The following is a 19,182-nucleotide window of genomic DNA, read 5'->3' as shown; positions in this document are numbered from 1 at the left end:
TACTTATCAGTTTCATGAAGTAGTACGAGATAGACTTCAACATCCTAGTCTTGATTAACACTTGTGTACCATCAGAGACATAAACAGCAAAGAGATTGTTTATCCCTTATAGTGTTTAACTCCCTCTTCCACTTAACATATAATCGTCTTATTTCATTTGAGAACGGTTGTTTATACAAGGATAATAACTTCTGTTTCATACTTATCAGTTTCATGAAGTAGTACGAGATAGACTTCAACATCCTAGTCTTGATTAACACTTGTGTACCATCAGAGACATAAACAGCAAAGAGATTGTTTATCCCTATATCTATCCCACCTACTAAATTACCTTTAGGTGTTAGTGGTACTTTAACCCATTCATCATTCTTTCTGTCAAGTCTTTCATTTGCCTTTATGGTAATGTGGGCATACCACTTACGCAACACGGAGTTGTATATTATTTCTAGTCTTCCTTGTTCCCCTCTATAGTATATTTCTCCCTTGTATCTTATTGCCAAGTCCTCGAATTTCCCTAAATGGTGTAGTTCAATCTCCTGTTTCTCTTTATCTATCTTGTATTGGTCTTTTCTTAGCACTATTATCAACTTCCTCTCCTTCCTATCCTTCCAGTAACCAGGTGGATTTACTTTATTGATGAATGGTAGTAATTTTTTCTCTTTCTTTGCCCTTAACAAGGAGAAGAATGAACTCCATGCCTCATTATTTTTGTTTAATACTTGTTGTGCTGTTATTGTACCTATCATGTTCTTATACTCATTATACCACTTTGTATAGGTACCCTTGATATCAACACCGTGTTCACCGTTAAAGAACTGTCTTCTTCTCTCGTAGTTTACTTGATTCCATAGTTTTGAACACAAGTTTCCTAGTTCTTTTAACTCCTCCTCTTGTTCTTTTGTTTGAATTAGATCTACAGTTATGGTGCGTCTTAGGACTGATACGGTAGGCATAGGGACTGATCCCTTACTACTCTTCTTAGGTTTACCCACCGTACCGTCCTCATTAGGAATTACTCTCTATCTTTTTATAAACTTTTTTTGATAACATCCCCGCTCTAAAGAGCGAGGCTTTCAGTTGTAAACTATCTCGAACTTTCAGTAGATATTGCTGTCTCACAGTTAACCCTTATCTTTTGCTAAGGCAGAGAGAAAATCGTTTGTACCTAAATGACATTAGGTTGTTCAGTGTATTTCAAGATATCCTCTATGGACTTATTCCTCACTTACAATTGAAAGCCCTGCCCTTTAAGGCTGGGATGACATTAAGAAAAAGTTATAAGAAGATAGATCCTCATTTCTGAGGAGGACTAATAACAACTCTAAACGAAAGTTAAAGATACTCTCTTTAACATTTCATCTTCAACTTGATCTCTTAAAGTTTTAGAACACTTAACCTTCCTGGAGAGATTAGTAAAGCATAGATACTCCCTAATTGTCTCTCGCATCTCTAGGGTATTCAGAGCAAACTGTTAGAGGTTCTAAGTAGTAAATATACGCAATATCTATATCTTAAAAATTGATACATTTTGTTTCTCCTTAGCTATAAACTCATATTGAGATCCAACCATATTCGCTGTATATTTCCCCTTTGAGTGTATTCTCTATAGCTTGCCTCACGTAAGGAACAGTATTTTCAGGTAATTGATTAACTGGAAACCACCTTAAATCATCAGCTTTTCCCTCCAAAATTCTAGGTTCCCCATTATATTTCATTGCTTTAAAAAAGAAATCTACTCTCTCTTGGTTTTCAAGACGATGCATTACGTGAACTAATTTAAGCCATTCAGGTTTTATTTCTATTCCAGATTCTTCTTTTGCTTCCCTTACCATAGCTTTAGTCGCGGATTCCTTAGCTTCTACATGACCAGCTATAACACTATAACACCCATCCCTATATCCTGTATTTTTCCTCTTTTGTAATAAAATCTGATTTCCGTTGAATATAAAGAGGTGAACTGAAAGAATTTGAGGATAACGCATAAACAATTTTGACTATTACTATTATTTAAACTAATTTCTTCGCTTCTCTTTATACCATTTATAGGCCTTATTGAGTTAACGTAAATTAAAGAATTCTGTTCTATATCAATTTAGTGAGGTTCTTTAGATTTGTTTCGCAATACATATAAAAGAGGAGTATTCATAGATATTTTACGATTAGGTCTATCTCTTAGCAAACTTAATTAAAATAAAAATTTAGTAAATCTAAAAATAATTAAAATATCGATTCGATATCGTTTATAAAGTCTTCCTTTACAGTTTTATTAGAAAAAAGATATATCTTAGAAATGGTAGACTAATTTATGAGCGTAGTAATCGCTAAAAACCTTACCAAAAAATACAATGACTTTGTCGCTGTAGATCACATTAATTTTCAAATAGAAAAAGGGGAAATCTTTGGTCTTCTAGGTCCCAATGGAGCCGGGAAAACAACTACGATTAAGATGTTAACTGGATTAACTTCGATAACCGAGGGAGATGCTTTGATTGGAGGAATAAGTATCAAGGAAAGACCGAACGAAGTAAAAAAAAGGATTGGATGGATATCTTCTGAGGTTATAGTTGATGACGATTTAACTGCTTGGGAGAATATAGAGATTCAAGCTAAACTACTTAAGGTAAAAGATTGGAAGGAAAGAGCAGATGCAATACTTGAATACTTTGGAATAAAAGAATTCAAGAACAGAAAGGCAGGCAAGTTCTCAACTGGAATGAGGAAAAAACTTGAGATTACTATGGCTCTCCTTAACTCGCCAGAGATCGTTTTCATGGATGAACCTACGATTGGTTTGGATGTCAACACTAGAGCTTCTCTATGGAACCTGATAAGGCAAATAAACAAGGATTACTCTGCAACAATTCTTCTCACAACGCATTATATGGAAGAAGCTGATATGCTATGCAAGAAAATAGGAATAATAAACAAGGGAAAAATTGTCGCTTTGGGTTCACCTGAAGAACTAAAGGAGAAATACGGAGGTGACGTGATAGAGATAGAACTCAAGGATGGATTAAACGTTGAACTAAACAAGTTTGGTCAGGTTATTAGAAAGGATGGGAAGATCTCCGTAAAAACTGGAAATGCCGAAGAGGTTCTATTAGGAGTTATTAATACTATAGGTTCAAACAATATTAAGAGCTTAAGAATTAAGAAGTCTAGTTTAGATACAGTATTTCTAAACTTAACGGGCGGTAGTTTGGAAGAAGAAGGAGAGTTTGACTTGAGAAAGTTCAACATGATGATGAGGAGAGCTAGGAGGTAATAAATATGCTGGAAGGATTAAGTGCACTTTATATGAGAGAAATAAAAAGAATCTATCGTAGTATTTACATGTGGATAATGTTAGTCTCTCAACCAGTAATGTGGATAATATTCTTTGGAAGTAGTTTTTCGCATGTGCCATCAGAATTCTTACAGGAGTTTTTCCATACTAATAACTACATAGCTTTCATATTACCTGGAGAACTTTCCGTCTCTATGCTTTTTGTCGGTATGTTTAGTTCCATGAGTATAATACAAGACAAGAGGTTTGGTTATATGAAAAGAATATTCATAACTCCTGTACCAAAATATTATGTTTTCCTTTCCAAGGTGTTAGGTGGTGTCACTAGAGGGTTAATTCAAGTTCCCATAATGCTTGCAGTAGCGATAGCCTTAGGAGTATCCCTTAACCTTAATTTGGTATCGATAGTTGTCTTAGTATTGGCATTAGCTTTTCTTGGTATAGGCTTTTCCTCATTGTATTCAGTATTTACTTTATGGACTTCAGATTGGCAAGCTCCTGGTGTAATAGCTAATCTAATAAATCTTCCACTAATGTTCTCTAGTACTGCATTATTTCCAAAAGCCTTCTTCCCAGAGTGGCTACAAGATATAAGTAATGTTAATCCTATAACTTATTCAGCCGAACTAGGAAGAGAAGTATTACTATCTACTGATCCTAACTGGTCTTACCTAGGTATATTAGCATTGTTCGCACTCATAATGGTTATTATTGGTGCGTTACTTTCTAGGAAATATATGACTGCTGAGTAATTAAATCTCATCTAAGGATTTTTCAAAGCCCTTTATGTCCCTTAAAGGAAGACCAGTTCCCCCTCTTTCTAACATCAATATTTCAGAGATAATACTAATTGCCATTTCCTTTTCCCCTTTTGCGTTTATATCTAATCCTGCAGGTATTCTTAACTTCTTTAGCTTTTCCTTTTCTATACCGGATTGCATTAGCCTTTTCATTATCACTTTAGCCCTTTTAATGCTCATCACTACTGCGATTTCTTTTGCTCCTCCAAATATAGCCTTCATAATTGCCCATGTATCATATACATGCCTGGTAGCAACTACAACATATGAATCTTTAACCACTTCATCTGGAACTTGAAATGATGTACCCCTAATTACTTCATCAGCATCGTAAGAAGAAGGTTCTGCAAAAGGATCTACTACCGTAACTCTAAATCCTAAATCCTTTAAGTATTTGACTATAAAAGGGGCTGGACTTATTGACGAACCGGTACACTTTGACGCATCAACTTTAACAGAATCCCTATCACAAACAACCGGTTCTTCCATGTTTGCCTCTTTACTTGATGAGAAAACAACAACTTTCATATGTAGTTTACGAGATTCATGCTTAAAATATTATCTAACATTTTATATTTTTCTTTTGATCAAAAAATAATGTTTTACTTAAAAAATTTAAACCCAGAGTTTATTGGTTATGTATGGGGAAAAAACTCGTAATTTCATGTATGGATTATAGATTAACCCAGACTATAAGAGAACGCTCAGAGAAAGAAGATGCGTACGTCTTTAGGAATGCCGGAGCTAACGTAAACGGATTAAGAAAAGCGTTATCGCAGATAGACGCTGAAGAAGTGATCTTCATGCCTCATAACGACTGTGCTGCTATGAAGTTAGTTTATCGGGTTATTAAAGAAGGGATCAAAGTTGAGGATGAAATTATGAAATCGCTAATAGACCAATTTAATTCAATAAAGTTCAGCACTACAAATGAATTAGAAAAAGAAAATGTTAAAATTCAAGCTAAAATATTAAGTGAAATATTTCCGAAATCTAAAATTACCATAGAATTTATTGATGTAAATTCCTTAAAATGGCCAGAAAGAAAGCCAGAAGTTCAATTGCTAAGATATAATACAAAATATGAAGAGGAAATTAACGGTACTTACATTATTCAATCGAACAGTAAAGAGAGCGTAATACCAGACATACAGATAGCAAATTTACTAGGCCTTAAAATAATAAAAGACGAACTTTAATTTTTATTCGCTATGATTAGAGCTAACTTATATATTCCTGCTATAATAATAGTAAAGGAAAGAAGTATTATCATTCCTATATTTGAGATAAAGCCTGTAAATGAGTAATCAGGTACTGTAAAAAGAAGGTATAAAAACTGGTAAAACCAAGGAAGAGAAAGAATTTTAGTAAGAACTGAAACTAAAAAAAGTACAGCAAATCCTGAAACCCTATTTAAATATAGAAAGACTGACACATGTTAAATTACTATTTTATATTATAAGCTTTGTCCAATATTAACAGTGTGGAAATTCTCTTGTTAATTCTCCTACTCTACCCAATTTTTAGGAATACCCTTCCTTTTCTTTGCTTTGAAAATAACAGAGAAAGTGCATACGAACCATCTTCCAGAGCAAGTTCTTTCCAAACATACGGATTACAATCTTTACAAATTTCAGCCAATTCCATCATCTCCTTGAGAGTTCCTCTAACGGTTCCTATTATACTAACATGATTAAGGTAAAGCCAACTTAAATCCAAGTTTGTGTCTTTTCCTTGCATTGTACCAAACACTACTATCTTACCTCCCTTTCTCACTAATTTTAAGGCTAAAGGAAATTTCGATGCACCAAGTTGATTAATTACAACGTCTGCTTTCTCTCCGTCAGTTATCTCTTTTACTCTTTCTTCTGCCTCATCATAAGTAAAGGTATATCTTGATATCCTTAGCGGACCATTAGTAATGCCTATTACTCGAGCTCCTAATCTCTCGGCTATTTGTAGAGAGAATATTCCAGTGTTTCCCGATGCGCCTAAAACTACAACTGTATCCCCTCTTTTTATATCTGCAGTCTTAAGGGCATGATATGGAGCCAAGGCCGAAATTGACATACTAGCCAGTGTTTCCCAAGGTAAATCAGATACAACTAGGTTTTCTCTAGGAACTCTAATGTATTCCTCAAAACCTCCGTTTACATCGATTCCCATTCGTTTACCAGATAAGCAAAACATCTCCATTCCTCTTTTACACATCTTACAAGTTCCGTCAAAAGTTCTCGTATAAATGGACGCCTTTTTTCCTTTCATTTCACCTTCCTCTATAATTCCTGCAAACTCTACTCCTGGTATCACTGGTGTATTTTCTCCTTTTGAAACCGACATATAATCTAACATAGTTAATCCTGCTATGACTATCTTTACGAGTACTCCTTCACCATTAGGAACGTCTAAGTCCTTTAACTTTAGATTTTCTAGACCTGGTTTTTCTAGAACTAAAGCTTTCATTCAAAGTATAAATGTACGTAGATTAGAAAAATCTTATCTTAAAAATCTAAAAAATATGCTGTAAATTATAAGTCAATTATCTCAAATAATATGTCTAATTACCAAGAATACAAAACCTATTATTCCTGCTATTGAAGCAACTATTTCAGATAATATTAGCTTATTTGATGTCATTGTATTCATTATAGAATCTAATGCATTCGAATTAGGCAATGGGAGATTAGTAGATAAAAGTTTGATATTTAAGGAGGACTCTGACATTACTTTTCCAAAGAATCCAGTGGAATTAGAGTTAGAATTAATGTTAGCCGAGTAAAGAATACCATTCGTAAACACTAAGGCATTACCTTGAACTATGCCATAGGATTTTAAGGCTAAACCATGATTCTTCGAGTGGCCAAAGTTGGTGGTTAATTGATTTTGTTCATATAGCTTAAATGAATTCACCGTATAGGACTTTCCGTTAAACATTACTGTCTCTGTTCCATTAGGTTTATAAGTTAAGTTATATTGATAAGAAATTCCATATGCGCTAAAAGAATTCATCTTTTGCATCGTAAAATTAAGAATTTGCGTAAGGTTCATTTTCTCCATTTTGGTTATTAGTGATTCATTAGATAGGTAATGAACAGTAAAGTTAATTGTTTTGTTTAGCGTATATGCCATGGCCATCATTGTACTATTTGTGAAGTATTTTCCTGTTATAGTTATTGTGTTATTATATTTGTCTCCAACTGAAGTTGAAGAAATGTTTACATGAACATCCATTTGAGTATTCGATGAGTAAAAAGTTGAATTTGAAACACTATTATATGAAATACTATATGCTATATATTGTGTCCCATTTGAGTTCAGAGCTAATGTTGGCGTTATAGCTATTCCTAAAGCTAAGATTGCAAACAACAATATACCAAGTTTCATATTTCTTTTGTTATCACTTTGAGTTTATATGCTTTGTCAAGAATTAGCTTAATATTTTTACCTTAAAAGACATTTTTCATGTTATACCTTCTCTTCAGATTGATATTATTGTATTTTTTTCGGAAAATCTTTATAATATTATAAAAATAATATTTGTAGAGAAAATATGGGCTTAAGGTGCTTACTTTATTCCTAAGTCAAGGGAAACTTTGCTTTTGATTCTCAGGCTAAATAGATAGGTGATAACTTTATAAATCATGGTATTAATTTCTTTACGATGGAGCGTAAAAGGAATACGACGAGTCGTAAATTAACATTTTTAGCATTCTTTGGACCTGCGTGGTTAGTTATGATGGCAGATATGGACACATCCAGTGTTATTGGAGCCGCTCAAACTGGAGCATTATTTAAATATGGCTTTGTTTGGGTAATGTTAGTCCTAATAATTCCTCTTTACGTAGTTCAAGAAGTATCCGGAAGAATAGGAGTGGCTACAGGAAAAGGTTTAGGAGAAATCATAAGAGAAAATTATAGTGAAAAGACCGCATCCTTTATGGCCCTACCTATGGCGCTAACTGATGCAGTTACCTATGCAATAGAATACATAGGCATAGGTGTTGGCTTAGAAGTAATAGGAATTCCTCTATTGGTTAGTATACCTATAATTTACCTTATTCATATATTAATAGTTACAAAAAGAAAATATATTGCTGCCGAAAAGATCATGTTGGCCGTATCATTTATCTTAATCCTTGGGTTAATGGCTACTTTGGTGATGAGAGGTATAAAGCCTTACTCACCTTTCTACATTAGTTCATCTCCGAATTATATCTTTCTTCTAGCCGCGGTAATAGGCGCAGTTGTTATGCCATTCATGTTATTTTTTCAGGCATCTGCGACTGCGATAAAAATGGGAGAGTTAAAAGTTAATTGTAAGGAAACTGCGTTAAGACACATGAGGTTAGAGACATTAATTGGAGCAATAGTGACAGAAGCTCTCATGGCCATCGTTGAAATGGCCTTTGCTGGAATTAATAATGTTGACCCAAGCACGTTTGCTTCCGCTCAGGCTCTATCACAAGTCCTTGAACCTGTTGCAGGAACCTACTCTTCTCTAGTGTTTGGTTTAGGTTTGATCGGGGCAGGTTTTCTCGCTCTTATGGTAATATCTTTAGGTAGCGGATGGGGAGTAGCTGAAGCGTTAGGAATAAAACAAAGGGGATTTTGGAAAATATACGTAATTGAAAGCTTACCTGCAGTAATTGCAACTTTGCTTCTTTCGACTTCGTCACTAATAGGTATCGTACTAGATCTATTAGTATTATTTGTTTTTACTTTAATCGGCCCGATATTGATCCTTGGTTTCATATCTAGAAATAGGAGAATTATGGGAGATATGTATTCTCATGGCTTACAAGAAATAGTTTATTGGACATCAGCTATAGTCCTTGTAGCGATAGCTGTTCTAGCAGTATTTTAAACTAGAATTGTCAATGAGATAAAATGAATATAGTTGTTTTCATAAATATAGTTGCAAATATTAGTTAAAAAATTTATAGCAAAAACAATTATTTACATTGAAAGGTCTCTGTTCCTTTAAACTCTCAGTAGTTTACTTATTTCAAAGGTCCTCTAGTGCATGTATAAGTAAAACTTAACATGTATGATATATATGGATCTGTTTTTAAACATTAGAAGAAAGCTTTAAGTACATTATTATGATGAGAAGTAAAAAAGGAATTGAAAATGGAAAGAGAGTTAGACGAACGTGAACTAAAGGAAAAGCAAGAAGAAGAAAGAAAAAAGTTCTATATGTTAGCTGTCCTAATGTCTATGATATCTAGAGAGTAAAAAGGAATTTTTTAATGTACTAGAGTTTTATATAAATCTTTTCTTAAATTCTTATAATAAGAATAAACAGTATAAATGAAAGATTATGAAAACCATTAAGGGGAAATTGGCTATTAGGAAAATTCATTTTACATCATAAGGGTGTGGAGTTCATCATGAAAATGATATACAATAACCTATCCTTTTGTTATCCTAGAATATGAAACTGTTTCGCTTACCTTTATGGAATCCTTATAACCTTTTGAAATTCTAATGATGACAGAAAGACAGAAGGGTCAAAGAGTTTTATTACACGTTAAAAACAAATATCCTTTATGACGACAATAATTTCGACGTTAGTCCTCCCTGAGGAAGGAAAGAAGCTTCTCTCCAATTTTAACGTAATAGAGAAAGAGTTTACACAAGAAGATCTAAGAAGAGCTGAAGTACTTTTAGCTTGGCCTAAAGAAGTATCTCAGTTAATTGATAATATGGAAAGGCTAAAGATAATTCAGACTTTTTCAGCAGGTGTTGATGATCTTCCATTTCAGAAAATTAAAGAGAAAGAAATTAAGGTTTTCTCTAATGCTGGAGCGTACTCCGTTTCAGTGGCTGAGCATGCTTGGGCACTCATATTGACCTTAGCTAAGGGAACAAATATAAGAAAAAGAAGAGAAAGCTATCCGATAACTGGAAAAACGATACTAATCTTGGGAGCGGGAGGAATAGGTTCTGAAGTAGCCAAGATAGCTAAAAATGGATTTAGTATGAGAGTAATTGGAGCATCAAGGTCATTTAAGGGTAATTATGACGTAAAAATACCTTTGAATGAGGTTGATAAATATATAGGGGATGCGGATGTAATTGTAGATACTCTTCCATTAAATAAATTCACAAAAGACTTCTTAAATTATGAAAGACTTACTAAGACTAAACAAAAGGTAATAATTGTTAATGTAGGTAGGGGAGAGACAGTGAACAAGAACGATATAGAGAAAATACTAAAAGAGAGGCCCGATCTTAGATTTGGAACAGATGTCTTCTGGCGGAATGATAAGGAAGACTTTGATGTAAATCTCTGGTCTCTTGATAATTTTGCTGGAACACTTCATGTGGGAGGAGGGTATGCCAGTCAGGAAATTCTTTATAATGCAATAAATAAAGCCTGTGAAAATCTTTCCTCCTATCTTAAGCTAGGAAAGGCTGATAACGAGGTAAATATCAACGATTATTTAGGGTGATCGAGTGAAGTTAGCGAAAGACCTTTTTTTAATGGGGGAGGCAATACATGGTGGAGAAATTGAGAAAAAGATCTTGGAAAAAATAAAGGAAATATATCCTTCAGCTAAGGAAATTCCTATTAGGACTAAGTTTTGGAAGATAAAATATACTGAAGTAACAGTGAATGGTAAGACAGTAAATTCATCTCTCATGCCCTATACTTCTGGAGATGTAAAGGGAAAAATAGGTAAAAATATTGTTGCAATAAAAATGCCTTCTCATCCCTTTGACATTGCGAAAATTTATTCTATGTATAAGGACAAGGACGCAATAATTTTTTACGAAGATGGAAAGCTTAGAAGGATAGGGGTAGATGGCAAAGTACCCTCCGTTTTTTTAGATAGAGAACCTAAAGGTGAAGTTGAAATCAGAAGTGATGGAAAACTGATCGATTCAAATTCTTACAATCTTGAAGTGGAACTTTTACCAGGAGACGACTACATTACGGTTGGTGCTCACGTTGACCATTGGCTAACTGGATTTCATGATAATCTTTTTGCAGTTGATATACTTACTTCCCTAAAACCTAAGGTTAAGAAACACGGTTTGAAATTATTGTTCTTTTCCTCCGAAGAAGGGCCTAAATGTTGTACTGGATCTATTCAACAACCGAAAGATGGAACTTTTATAATGATATCTCTTGATTCTCTTTATCCAGACAGAGTAGTCTTTTCTGCAACCCCTGAACTATGGAAATTTTCGAGTCTTTTCCCCATAAAGAGGATCGAAATGCCAACACCGTTCTCGGATCACTTCAGTTACATTACTGATGGATATCCTGCAATGGTACTATATAATGACGATATGATCCCCGTGTATCACTCTAACCGTGATGTAGAAATTCGAGAAGATTATGAATTTTTTTGCGTTATAAAAAATCGATTAGAAAAATTAATAGAGACACTTGATAACATGTCAAGAGAAAATTTAGATGAAGATTTCAAACGTATTACGGGTAAAGAAAGAAAAGGGTCCATAGTTCCTATGGGGTTAACTTCAGAGGTGAAAAGGGATTAATTTTAGAAAAATAATACCAATAGTGATAACTTTAGTGTTAGCTATAATCCTAATTTTGGGCACTTCACCCTTGTTCGAAATTCCTATGAATTCTATCATAAAAGTAAGTTCTCAAAATCTCAATCCTAATGGAGGAACATGCGTGATTTTAATAAGCTGGTATGGATGTCCATTTGGAGCTGCTGATAGTTGGTCTATATACTTAGCTTTATCGAGCTTTGGAAAATTAAATTTCACCTACGGACATTCGGATCCATTAGATGCATATCCAAATACTCCAGCTCTAATATTTACTGGTTTTTCACCAAATTCCTCAATTGAGTTTAAATTTGTTTACTTGTACAACGAGTTCTTAAATTCTACAGCTAATGGGACTAAAGTAAGCAATTACGTTACATATGGTCTTAATAAGATAAAGGAAGAGTTCCCTTGGACCTATTCAATAATTAAGGAATATGTGACCGAGAAGTGGGCTTCTGGTGGATTTTTCCAACCTGCAGCGTATTTAGGTAATCCTCCCCACATTCCCACCACTATATTGATAACTGGAAAGCAAGGAACTTACATTTTAATAGGGTATATTTATAATCCTTCCGTCATTTCAGGGCTTTCCCCTCAATTCGTAATGTCTCATATCAATAGTATCCCTCAAATAGAAAGAGGATCAAAAACAATAGAGGCGTTATTGTCTTGAGGAGGGTAATATTTGAATTAGGGAAAGAATATCTAACCTTGACGTCCGCCCTTTATCCTGAAGGAATATCGACAGTTAGACGAGTTGCAACTCTTTTTGTAGATAAGAGCTACTGTAGTAAAGATCCTTGGAAGGATGCAGTAAGTATGTGTAATTGCGGAAAAGACACTGTGATCTTTATGACTGCTGCAGAGCGATACGGGTACTTTAGATGTAAGTGGGGAAAGCTCTTTATTAGCGCTGGAATTGGGGAAAGTGGAGAGGACGCTGGGTGTACAATTAACATTGGCATATTTGTAGATTACCCTCTTAATATAAACGGATTGATTGACCTAATTAGAACAGCTACTGAAGCTAAAGCTGGTGCTCTAAGAGATTCTGGTTTTCGGCTTACTGGAACAGTTAGTGATGCAATAGCTGTAGGTTCCCTCTCTGGGGAAAATAGTTTTGCAGGCCCAGGTACGCCATTAGGAAAGGACGTTTCAAGGTCAATCAGATACTCCTTATCAGAACTGATTCTACAAAAATCAAATAATGTATGAAGTTAATAGCTATGCATGACTTCAGTAACAAGGTATTGGCTGAGATATTATGTAGTCTCATTTATAACAATAATGGTAATAGGAGTAATAATAACACTAATAATTCCAGCAAATAATATTCTACTTAATGCTTTACAAATAATCATAGTATTTGGTCTATGGTATCTTATTTCCCCTTTCATAATGATGATGCTATTAAAGATGAGAAGAGAGAATGCTGAGATCCAGTCTCTAGTTAAAGAAGTTGCAGAAAAGTTACGAATTAAAACGCCTAGAGTTTACGTCTCGTATGTAAATTTTCCAAATGCTGTGGCCTTTGGAAATATTTTCTTTAGAGGAATGGCAGTCACTTACCCGTTAACTACAATGCTGAATCAAGAAGAAATCAAAGCTGTAATAGCCCATGAACTTTCACATCTAAAAAATAAGGATCCTGAGACATTAATTCTAGCCCTAATGGGAATAGATGCGATTTACGTTACTCTTGTTTATACCGCTTTTAATGCTTTAGGAGGCATAATATTTTTTGTTTATCTTTTCATTTTATTTCCTCTTTTCTATGCTATACATAGACACGTTGAAAAGAGAGCTGATATAACAGCAGTAAAGAATAATAGAGAATTTGCTGTACCTTTACAAACAGCGTTAATCAAGATTGCTTACTTAAGTAATCTTATGCCTTCGAATCTTATCAAGAATTTGCCAGAACTTCAAGTGCTTTTCGCAAAGTACGATATAATGTCGATGGAAAATAGAGGGATTAGTCTCTTTAGAACGCATCCGTACTTAAGCGATAGACTAAGATATCTTAGCGAATATGAGTGAAAGTTAGAAGTTTTATATTAAATTGTAGACTCCTTATTGTGAGATCTAGACCAGTTGTAATTACTATTGCAGGTAGTGATTCTGGAGGAGGAGCAGGACTACAAGCTGATCTAAAAACCTTTACATCATTAGGCGTTTTTGGAACCACAGTTATAACTAGCTTAACAGCTCAAAACACATTTGAAGTAACAAACGTTCTAGAAGTTCCTCCGGATTTTATAGCAGCCCAGTTTGACACAATTATGAAAGATTTTTCCCCATTATATGCGAAGACAGGTATGTTAGCCTCCAGGAAAATAATTGACATTGTCAAGGAGAAGGTTATTCAATACGGAATTAAGTTAGTCCTAGATCCAGTGATGGTTGCTAAATCAGGATCTTCATTAATCTCAGAGGACATAATGCCTTCTCTAGAAGGCCTACTCAAAGAAAGTTTAATCTCAACTCCAAATAAATTTGAAGCTGAAATAATATCTGGGTTTAAAATAGAGAGTCCAGATGATTTAATGAGGTCGGCAAGAAAGATCTATGAAAAATACGGTAACGTAATAGTAAAGGGAGGGAGTTACTTTAATGGACTCGACGTTGCAGTTATAGATGGAAATACAATTGAAGTCAGAGGGAATAAAGTTGAAACTAAAAACGTTCATGGAAGTGGAGATGTATTCTCAGCTGCGATTACTGCCTATTTAGCTAAGGGTTTTCCCTTATTAAACTCAATAAAAATGGCTAAGGAGTTTGTAGAGAACTCAATCGCTTTTTCTCTTGACCTAGGAAAAGGGCACGGACCTGTTGACCCCTTTTCCAACCCTGAAAGAAAGATAGCAATGGAGGAGGCAAGAGAAGAATTAGAGGAACTTCTATATATTCTGGAAAAGGAAAAGGATTACTTACCAAAACTAATAGATGATGATGAAAAAGCTAACGTTGCTATAATTACTCCCTATAATGATTATGCGACGTTAGCTGGAGGTATAATCAGGTATTTAGAGTGGACAAAGCTTGATGGACCTATTCTTATAAACCCAAAGAAAAATACAGTGGTTAAGGCACTAGAGATCTCCTCAAAAAGAGTTGGAATAAAGATTTCACCAACACAAACTGTTATAAAATCTATAGAGAATGGAAAAGTAAAAATTTCCGAGAGCGGTTTTAACTCAGATATGGTTTCTATTGACGGTAAATTAGTTTTAGTTGCAAATTCAACAGAAGAACTATTGAGTAAAATTGAGATGATACTAAAATGATAGTAGTAGTTGGGAGTTACAATACTGATATAGTACTTAAAGTAGATAACTTTCCAGATGAGGGAGAAACTGTCTTCGTCAGAGATGTAATTATTGGCCATGGAGGAAAGGGATCAAATCAGGCAGTCTCCGCAAGCAGATTGGGTTCACAAGTAGATCTAATTGCTGCAGTAGGTAAGGATGAAAGAGGAAAACATGCTATAGAGTTCTGGAAAATTGAGAAAGTAGGAATAGACAAGATCAAGGTAAAGAATAATATAACCGGATCAGCCTACATTCTCGTCGATAAAGAAGGAAATAGTAGAATAATAGTTCATCGCGGAGCTAACTTCGACCTTCAAGAAGAGGACATTAGTGAGCTTGACGGAGACGTTATGTTAACTCAAATGGAAATAAGGGAAAACGTAGTTAGAAAAGCGTTAAGAAATTTTCCAGGTTTGAAAATACTTAATCCTGCTCCGGCAGTCATTGAAGATCAAAGTATACTAAACCTTGTTGATATAATTACTCCAAATGAAGTTGAATTTAAACAGTTGACTAACGCAGATGATATAGATTACGGTATTAATATTCTTTTAAAAAGAGTAAAAAAAGCTGTAATCATTACATTAGGAGAGAGAGGATCTCTAATAGCTACAAAAGAAAAGAGGGTTATAATCCCAGCACCTCGAGTAAAGGCAATTGATACTACAGGAGCAGGAGATGTGTTTAACGCTGCATTGGCTTATATGCTTGAAAAAGGAGAGAACTTAGAGTATGCTGTGAATTTTGCAAACATTGTTGCGGCTATTTCTGTAACAAAGTTTGGAGCGGTAGGACCTAGAAGGGAGGAGGTGGAAAAGTTTGTCAAAGAGAGAGAAGAGTAAAATAAGAAACGAGAAGAAGAATAATTCAAGAAGAAGGAGAGAAGAAGAAGTTAATGGCTATTGCGGAATTCCAGTCGATATAGATCAGAGGGATGATATATGAGGATAACGTTCTTAGGTACGGGTTCTGGTTCAACTTTAGGAAGTAAAAGATCTAAGTCCTCAATAATGTTATCAAGCAAGGAAGCAAAAATAATTTTAGATATGGGTAATGGCTCAAACTCTAAACTTGAAGATATTGGATTTCCAGAAATAGAAGGAATTTTCGTTACTCATCTTCATATTGATCATATCAACGGTATCTTTGATTATCTTGTTCAAAGAAAGATAAGGGGTATGAGAGATGTTAAGATATTTTCCCCTCCAGGTTTATTAGATTTACTTAACGTCTACAAGAAAATTGGAAATGACATTTCTGCAGACATCCGTGAAGAGGAATTACCAAAAGCCAAGATCGGAGACATAGAAGTGTATTCAGTAAAGGCTTGCCATAAAATATATGCAGTAAGTTACGTTATAACAGATGGAAGAACTAAAATACTTTATTCAGGAGATACGAAAGAGCCTTGTGATGAGATAGATAGAGAGACTAAAGATGCTGATTTGATAATACATGAAGTAACTTGTATTCAAGGATGTGAGAATTATGGACATACTAGCGTTAAGGATTTGAAATCTGGTAAAAGAATTATTGCCACGCATATTCCTGCTCAGATAGAAAACGAAATAAAAGAAGCATTATCTGGCAGAGCTATTATGGCATATGATGGGATGATAATAGATGTGTAGGATTTTAGCGTTTCATACTAAGGATAAACTAAACCAAGACATAGTAAAGGCTTTCTTCTCCTCTGCTGAAATGGATCCGTTATCTAAAATTTATGGAAGACATGATGATGGATGGGGTTTTGTTGTTTTCTTAAAGGGAAATTCGTGGAAAAAAGTATACTATAGATCCCCTGAACCTGCATTTGAGGACAAAGTTGGGCAAACAATACTTACCTCAATAAAAGGTGATGAAATGATTGGAATTATTCATGCTAGAAAGACAAGCAAAAAGTTTCTTGTAGGACTAAATCACAATCATCCATATCACTTGAGATCTAGCGTTTTTGATCTATATTTTGCGCACAATGGTTCAGTTAATCGAAAAGTGTTTGGTGAAAATGGTAAGAAACCATATACTGATAGTTATCTTATCTTAGAAAAGATAGGGCAAAAGATTGAATCTGGATTATTACCTTTTGATTCACTAAATGAAGTCATTAAAGAAATAGGACAGTATTCATCAAGTCTAAACTCTGGTCTAATTTCCTTTTCTGAATCTAAAGGACCTACTCTTTACGTAGTAAATTATTTCAACCAAGATAAAATTAAGGAGAACACAGAATATTATGTGATGTATAGACTTGGAGATTACGTTTTTTCATCTACTCTTTTGTACTATCTAAAAAGAAGTGATGTTGAGAAGATAAAAGTTGGAAGTCCTATCGAAATATAATTGTTTTACAATTTTATTTTACTATAATAGTTATTAAATACTATCTTTATATTTTTCCAAGACATAATAGCTCATTTGCTTAAATTCTTAAATAAGTTCAATCGAAGATTATAATATGTCAGAACAACTTGTAGAAGTAAAAATAGTAGATTATGGTATGTTAAAACAGATTCATAGCGACATTCTTTACTATATTAATTATAGAAATGCAATAAGGAAAACTGGAGGACAAGATCCCCCTGTACCTAATAGGTTAAAGGAATTCGGTATAGCGCCTAATAATTTGAGAATAGGTCCACTAAAGATCTCAGAAATAAATGGAAAAGTAAAGGTATCTAAGATAAACGCGATAGTTGAAAAACCTAAAGAAGGCATACCTGAGTATGCGATAATCAGTTTTGAAAGTGGAGTAAAGGTATATTTAGCCTATAAGGAGCAGAGTCCTATTGTTGGAATAGATTTAGGAATAAGGCATCTTTTTACTATTGTTGCAATAGTTGAAGAAGGTAAAGTATACAAGACGAAATATATTGGTGATAGAAAAATGGTAGATACTTTCACCAAGTATCTTGGAGACTCACAGGGATTAGTTTACTTAAATGATATAAAATCTCAAGTTAGACAACCAATCTCTGAGGCACTCTCCTTTCTAGAGGCCATCAAACCAAAGGTTATAGCTATAGAGGATCTAAGAATATACAACGCTAAGGTAGGGAAAGGGCTTAGGGCAATTGAACAGATACTAGAGAAAGAGTTATTTAGTCACGGATTTAAGGTAAGAAGACTTGATCCCAGAAACACTACTAAGATATGCTCAAGATGCGGTTATCGAAGTGGAGAAGTTATGGGTTCGATATTTGTATGCCCATCTTGTGGATATAAGGCTGATAGGGACTTTAATGCAGCATATAACTTAGCCTTAAAGTGTTACTTCACCTGCTAAACCTTCCAATAATCCCTTAGAATTTTCCTTTCCTTTCCTAGATATTGAAGGAAACGAGTTTTTACTGAATCAGTTGAGTAAGTTATGGGATAATCTTTTTCCAAGTTAGAAAACCCTTCAGCAAATGCCCTTAATCCTCTCCTTAACCCTTCAGAATATCCTCCTTCAAGGACTGCGCTTTTACTAGGGTAATTTAGTCTTCCAAACGAGTAAAAAGTTTTTTCTGTTGCCATTACTGAAGATAAACCGTCTTCAACATATGCATCAAAACCTGCGGAGAAAATCAAGGTAGAAGGCTTATAGTCGTCTAGTATAGACTCAACTATCGGGATAAGTTCCAAGTAAATGTCGTCCCTAGATAGAGGAGGAACAATTAAGTTCACTTTGGTTCCTCTTCCTTCTCCTTCTCCAATCATCTCAGGAAAACCTGTACCAGGATATAATGTTCCAGGATCTTGATGAATATCTATATGAAGAACTTCAGGGTCTCTATAAAATATTTCCTGCGTGCCATTCCCATAATGAACATCAAAGTCTATTACTGCAACGTTCTTGAGCCCTAGTTTCTTTATTGCATATGCAACATTATTAAAAATACAAAATCCTTGGGTAGGAGCTCCTAAGGCCTTACCATTAGTACCAGAATGATGTCCAGGAGGACGAACCAGTGCTATTCCACCTAACCTAACTGCTAGCTCTGCGCCCCCTAAAGCGTAAAGTGCCGCAATATATGTGTTTGTGTTAACATAGGTATCAGCATCTAACCAGCCGTTAGTCCTCTTAACTCTCTCCACGTACTCTGGTGAATGAACTAGGACATTTTGGGCTGGGTCAGGTTCAACTAATTTTCCAAGATCCTTGATTGCGTCCAACGATATTCTTATTCTATCTGGATTTTCATGATGCAAAGAGGGAGGATAATGAAGTTCATGCTTCTTAGAAAGTACTATAAACATTCTTTAGATC

The 19,182-nt window shown here is 34.6% G+C and carries 22 protein-coding genes; 15 read left to right on the top strand and 7 right to left on the bottom strand.

All coding sequences use genetic code 11. From position 1 onward, the window contains the following. Positions 1–71 precede the first annotated feature (71 nt). Both CM19_RS03145 and CM19_RS03140 read right to left on the bottom strand, forming a co-directional pair. Positions 72–992: a transposase gene (locus CM19_RS03145; protein WP_052349429.1), complete on the bottom strand. Its 921-nt coding sequence runs from the start codon at positions 990–992 to the stop codon at positions 72–74. Between the two features lie 558 nt (positions 993–1,550). Next, positions 1,551–1,982 (bottom strand): NUDIX hydrolase, encoded by a 432-nt coding sequence (locus CM19_RS03140; protein WP_048098990.1) that lies wholly within the window; start codon positions 1,980–1,982, stop codon positions 1,551–1,553. A 323-nt stretch (positions 1,983–2,305) separates the two neighbouring features. Here CM19_RS03140 and CM19_RS03135 point away from each other — a divergent pair, with 323 nt between their 5' ends. Continuing rightward, positions 2,306–3,265 carry an ATP-binding cassette domain-containing protein gene (locus CM19_RS03135; RefSeq protein ID WP_048098989.1) on the top strand — a complete coding sequence of 320 codons (960 nt, stop codon included), beginning with the start codon at positions 2,306–2,308 and terminating at the stop codon, positions 3,263–3,265. Positions 3,266–3,270: 5 nt separating this feature from the next. Further along, the gene (locus CM19_RS03130) at positions 3,271–4,038 is read left to right on the top strand and encodes an ABC transporter permease (protein WP_048098988.1); all 768 of its coding nucleotides are present in this window, start codon (positions 3,271–3,273) and stop codon (positions 4,036–4,038) included. Here the strand turns inward: CM19_RS03130 and CM19_RS03125 are convergent, their stop codons facing one another. Next, positions 4,039–4,614, bottom strand: coding sequence for an XdhC family protein (locus CM19_RS03125; protein WP_048098987.1), 576 nt, complete (start codon positions 4,612–4,614; stop codon positions 4,039–4,041). A gap of 113 nt (positions 4,615–4,727) precedes the next feature. Between CM19_RS03125 and CM19_RS03120 the strand changes: the two genes are divergently transcribed. Beyond that, positions 4,728–5,285 (top strand): carbonic anhydrase, encoded by a 558-nt coding sequence (locus CM19_RS03120; RefSeq protein ID WP_052349428.1) that lies wholly within the window; start codon positions 4,728–4,730, stop codon positions 5,283–5,285. Here CM19_RS03120 and CM19_RS03115 read toward each other — a convergent pair. The 3 genes from CM19_RS03115 to CM19_RS03105 all read right to left on the bottom strand — a co-directional run bounded on the left by CM19_RS03115 (position 5,282) and on the right by CM19_RS03105 (position 7,470). Next, positions 5,282–5,521, bottom strand: a complete 240-nt coding sequence (locus CM19_RS03115) for a hypothetical protein (RefSeq protein ID WP_048098985.1) — start codon at positions 5,519–5,521, stop codon at positions 5,282–5,284. The genes CM19_RS03120 and CM19_RS03115 overlap by 4 nt on opposite strands. Positions 5,522–5,598: 77 nt before the next feature. Then, entirely contained in the window at positions 5,599–6,549 is a 951-nt protein-coding gene (locus CM19_RS03110) for a zinc-binding dehydrogenase (RefSeq protein ID WP_048098984.1), read from the bottom strand. A gap of 81 nt (positions 6,550–6,630) precedes the next feature. After that, complete coding sequence (locus CM19_RS03105; RefSeq protein WP_048098983.1) at positions 6,631–7,470, bottom strand: hypothetical protein; 840 nt, start codon at positions 7,468–7,470, stop codon at positions 6,631–6,633. 277 nt (positions 7,471–7,747) lie between these two features. Here CM19_RS03105 and CM19_RS03100 point away from each other — a divergent pair, with 277 nt between their 5' ends. The 12 genes from CM19_RS03100 to CM19_RS03050 all read left to right on the top strand — a co-directional run bounded on the left by CM19_RS03100 (position 7,748) and on the right by CM19_RS03050 (position 18,216). Next, positions 7,748–8,950, top strand: a complete 1,203-nt coding sequence (locus CM19_RS03100) for an NRAMP family divalent metal transporter (RefSeq protein WP_048098982.1) — start codon at positions 7,748–7,750, stop codon at positions 8,948–8,950. Between the two features lie 685 nt (positions 8,951–9,635). Next, the gene (locus tag CM19_RS03095) at positions 9,636–10,541 is read left to right on the top strand and encodes an NAD(P)-dependent oxidoreductase (RefSeq protein WP_048098981.1); all 906 of its coding nucleotides are present in this window, start codon (positions 9,636–9,638) and stop codon (positions 10,539–10,541) included. Between the two features lie 4 nt (positions 10,542–10,545). Continuing rightward, positions 10,546–11,598, top strand: a complete 1,053-nt coding sequence (locus tag CM19_RS03090) for a Zn-dependent exopeptidase M28 (protein ID WP_235185604.1) — start codon at positions 10,546–10,548, stop codon at positions 11,596–11,598. Between the two features lie 85 nt (positions 11,599–11,683). Further along, entirely contained in the window at positions 11,684–12,292 is a 609-nt protein-coding gene (locus CM19_RS03085) for a DUF929 domain-containing protein (protein ID WP_338028267.1), read from the top strand. Further along, the gene (locus CM19_RS03080; protein WP_216604250.1) at positions 12,289–12,834 is read left to right on the top strand and encodes an adenosylcobinamide amidohydrolase; all 546 of its coding nucleotides are present in this window, start codon (positions 12,289–12,291) and stop codon (positions 12,832–12,834) included. Before CM19_RS03085 ends, CM19_RS03080 begins: the two co-directional genes overlap by 4 nt. 15 nt (positions 12,835–12,849) lie before the next feature. Continuing rightward, entirely contained in the window at positions 12,850–13,659 is an 810-nt protein-coding gene (locus tag CM19_RS03075) for a M48 family metalloprotease (protein WP_048098978.1), read from the top strand. Between the two features lie 38 nt (positions 13,660–13,697). Beyond that, positions 13,698–14,906 carry a bifunctional hydroxymethylpyrimidine kinase/phosphomethylpyrimidine kinase gene (gene thiD / locus CM19_RS03070; protein ID WP_048099003.1) on the top strand — a complete coding sequence of 403 codons (1,209 nt, stop codon included), beginning with the start codon at positions 13,698–13,700 and terminating at the stop codon, positions 14,904–14,906. After that, entirely contained in the window at positions 14,903–15,772 is an 870-nt protein-coding gene (locus CM19_RS03065) for a ribokinase (protein ID WP_048098977.1), read from the top strand. The genes thiD and CM19_RS03065 overlap by 4 nt, the downstream gene beginning before the upstream one ends. After that, on the top strand, positions 15,750–15,875 hold the full coding sequence (locus CM19_RS13400) for a hypothetical protein (RefSeq protein ID WP_256368535.1): 126 nt from the start codon (positions 15,750–15,752) through the stop codon (positions 15,873–15,875). Before CM19_RS03065 ends, CM19_RS13400 begins: the two co-directional genes overlap by 23 nt. Beyond that, positions 15,872–16,561, top strand: coding sequence for an MBL fold metallo-hydrolase (locus CM19_RS03060; protein WP_048098976.1), 690 nt, complete (start codon positions 15,872–15,874; stop codon positions 16,559–16,561). Before CM19_RS13400 ends, CM19_RS03060 begins: the two co-directional genes overlap by 4 nt. Beyond that, entirely contained in the window at positions 16,554–17,273 is a 720-nt protein-coding gene (locus CM19_RS03055) for a class II glutamine amidotransferase (RefSeq protein ID WP_048098975.1), read from the top strand. Before CM19_RS03060 ends, CM19_RS03055 begins: the two co-directional genes overlap by 8 nt. A 115-nt stretch (positions 17,274–17,388) precedes the next feature. Next, positions 17,389–18,216 (top strand): zinc ribbon domain-containing protein, encoded by an 828-nt coding sequence (locus CM19_RS03050; protein ID WP_048098974.1) that lies wholly within the window; start codon positions 17,389–17,391, stop codon positions 18,214–18,216. On the opposite strand, the gene CM19_RS03045 is transcribed toward CM19_RS03050, so the two are convergent. Next, positions 18,213–19,172, bottom strand: a complete 960-nt coding sequence (locus CM19_RS03045; RefSeq protein WP_048098973.1) for a histone deacetylase family protein — start codon at positions 19,170–19,172, stop codon at positions 18,213–18,215. The genes CM19_RS03050 and CM19_RS03045 overlap by 4 nt on opposite strands. Positions 19,173–19,182 lie beyond the last annotated feature (10 nt).

This window comes from Candidatus Acidianus copahuensis, assembly GCF_000632495.1.
GTDB classification, from domain to species: domain Archaea; phylum Thermoproteota; class Thermoprotei_A; order Sulfolobales; family Sulfolobaceae; genus Acidianus; species Acidianus copahuensis.
The sequence above is the reverse complement of the archived record's forward strand: the minus strand, read 5'-3'. Positions and strand labels throughout refer to the sequence as shown.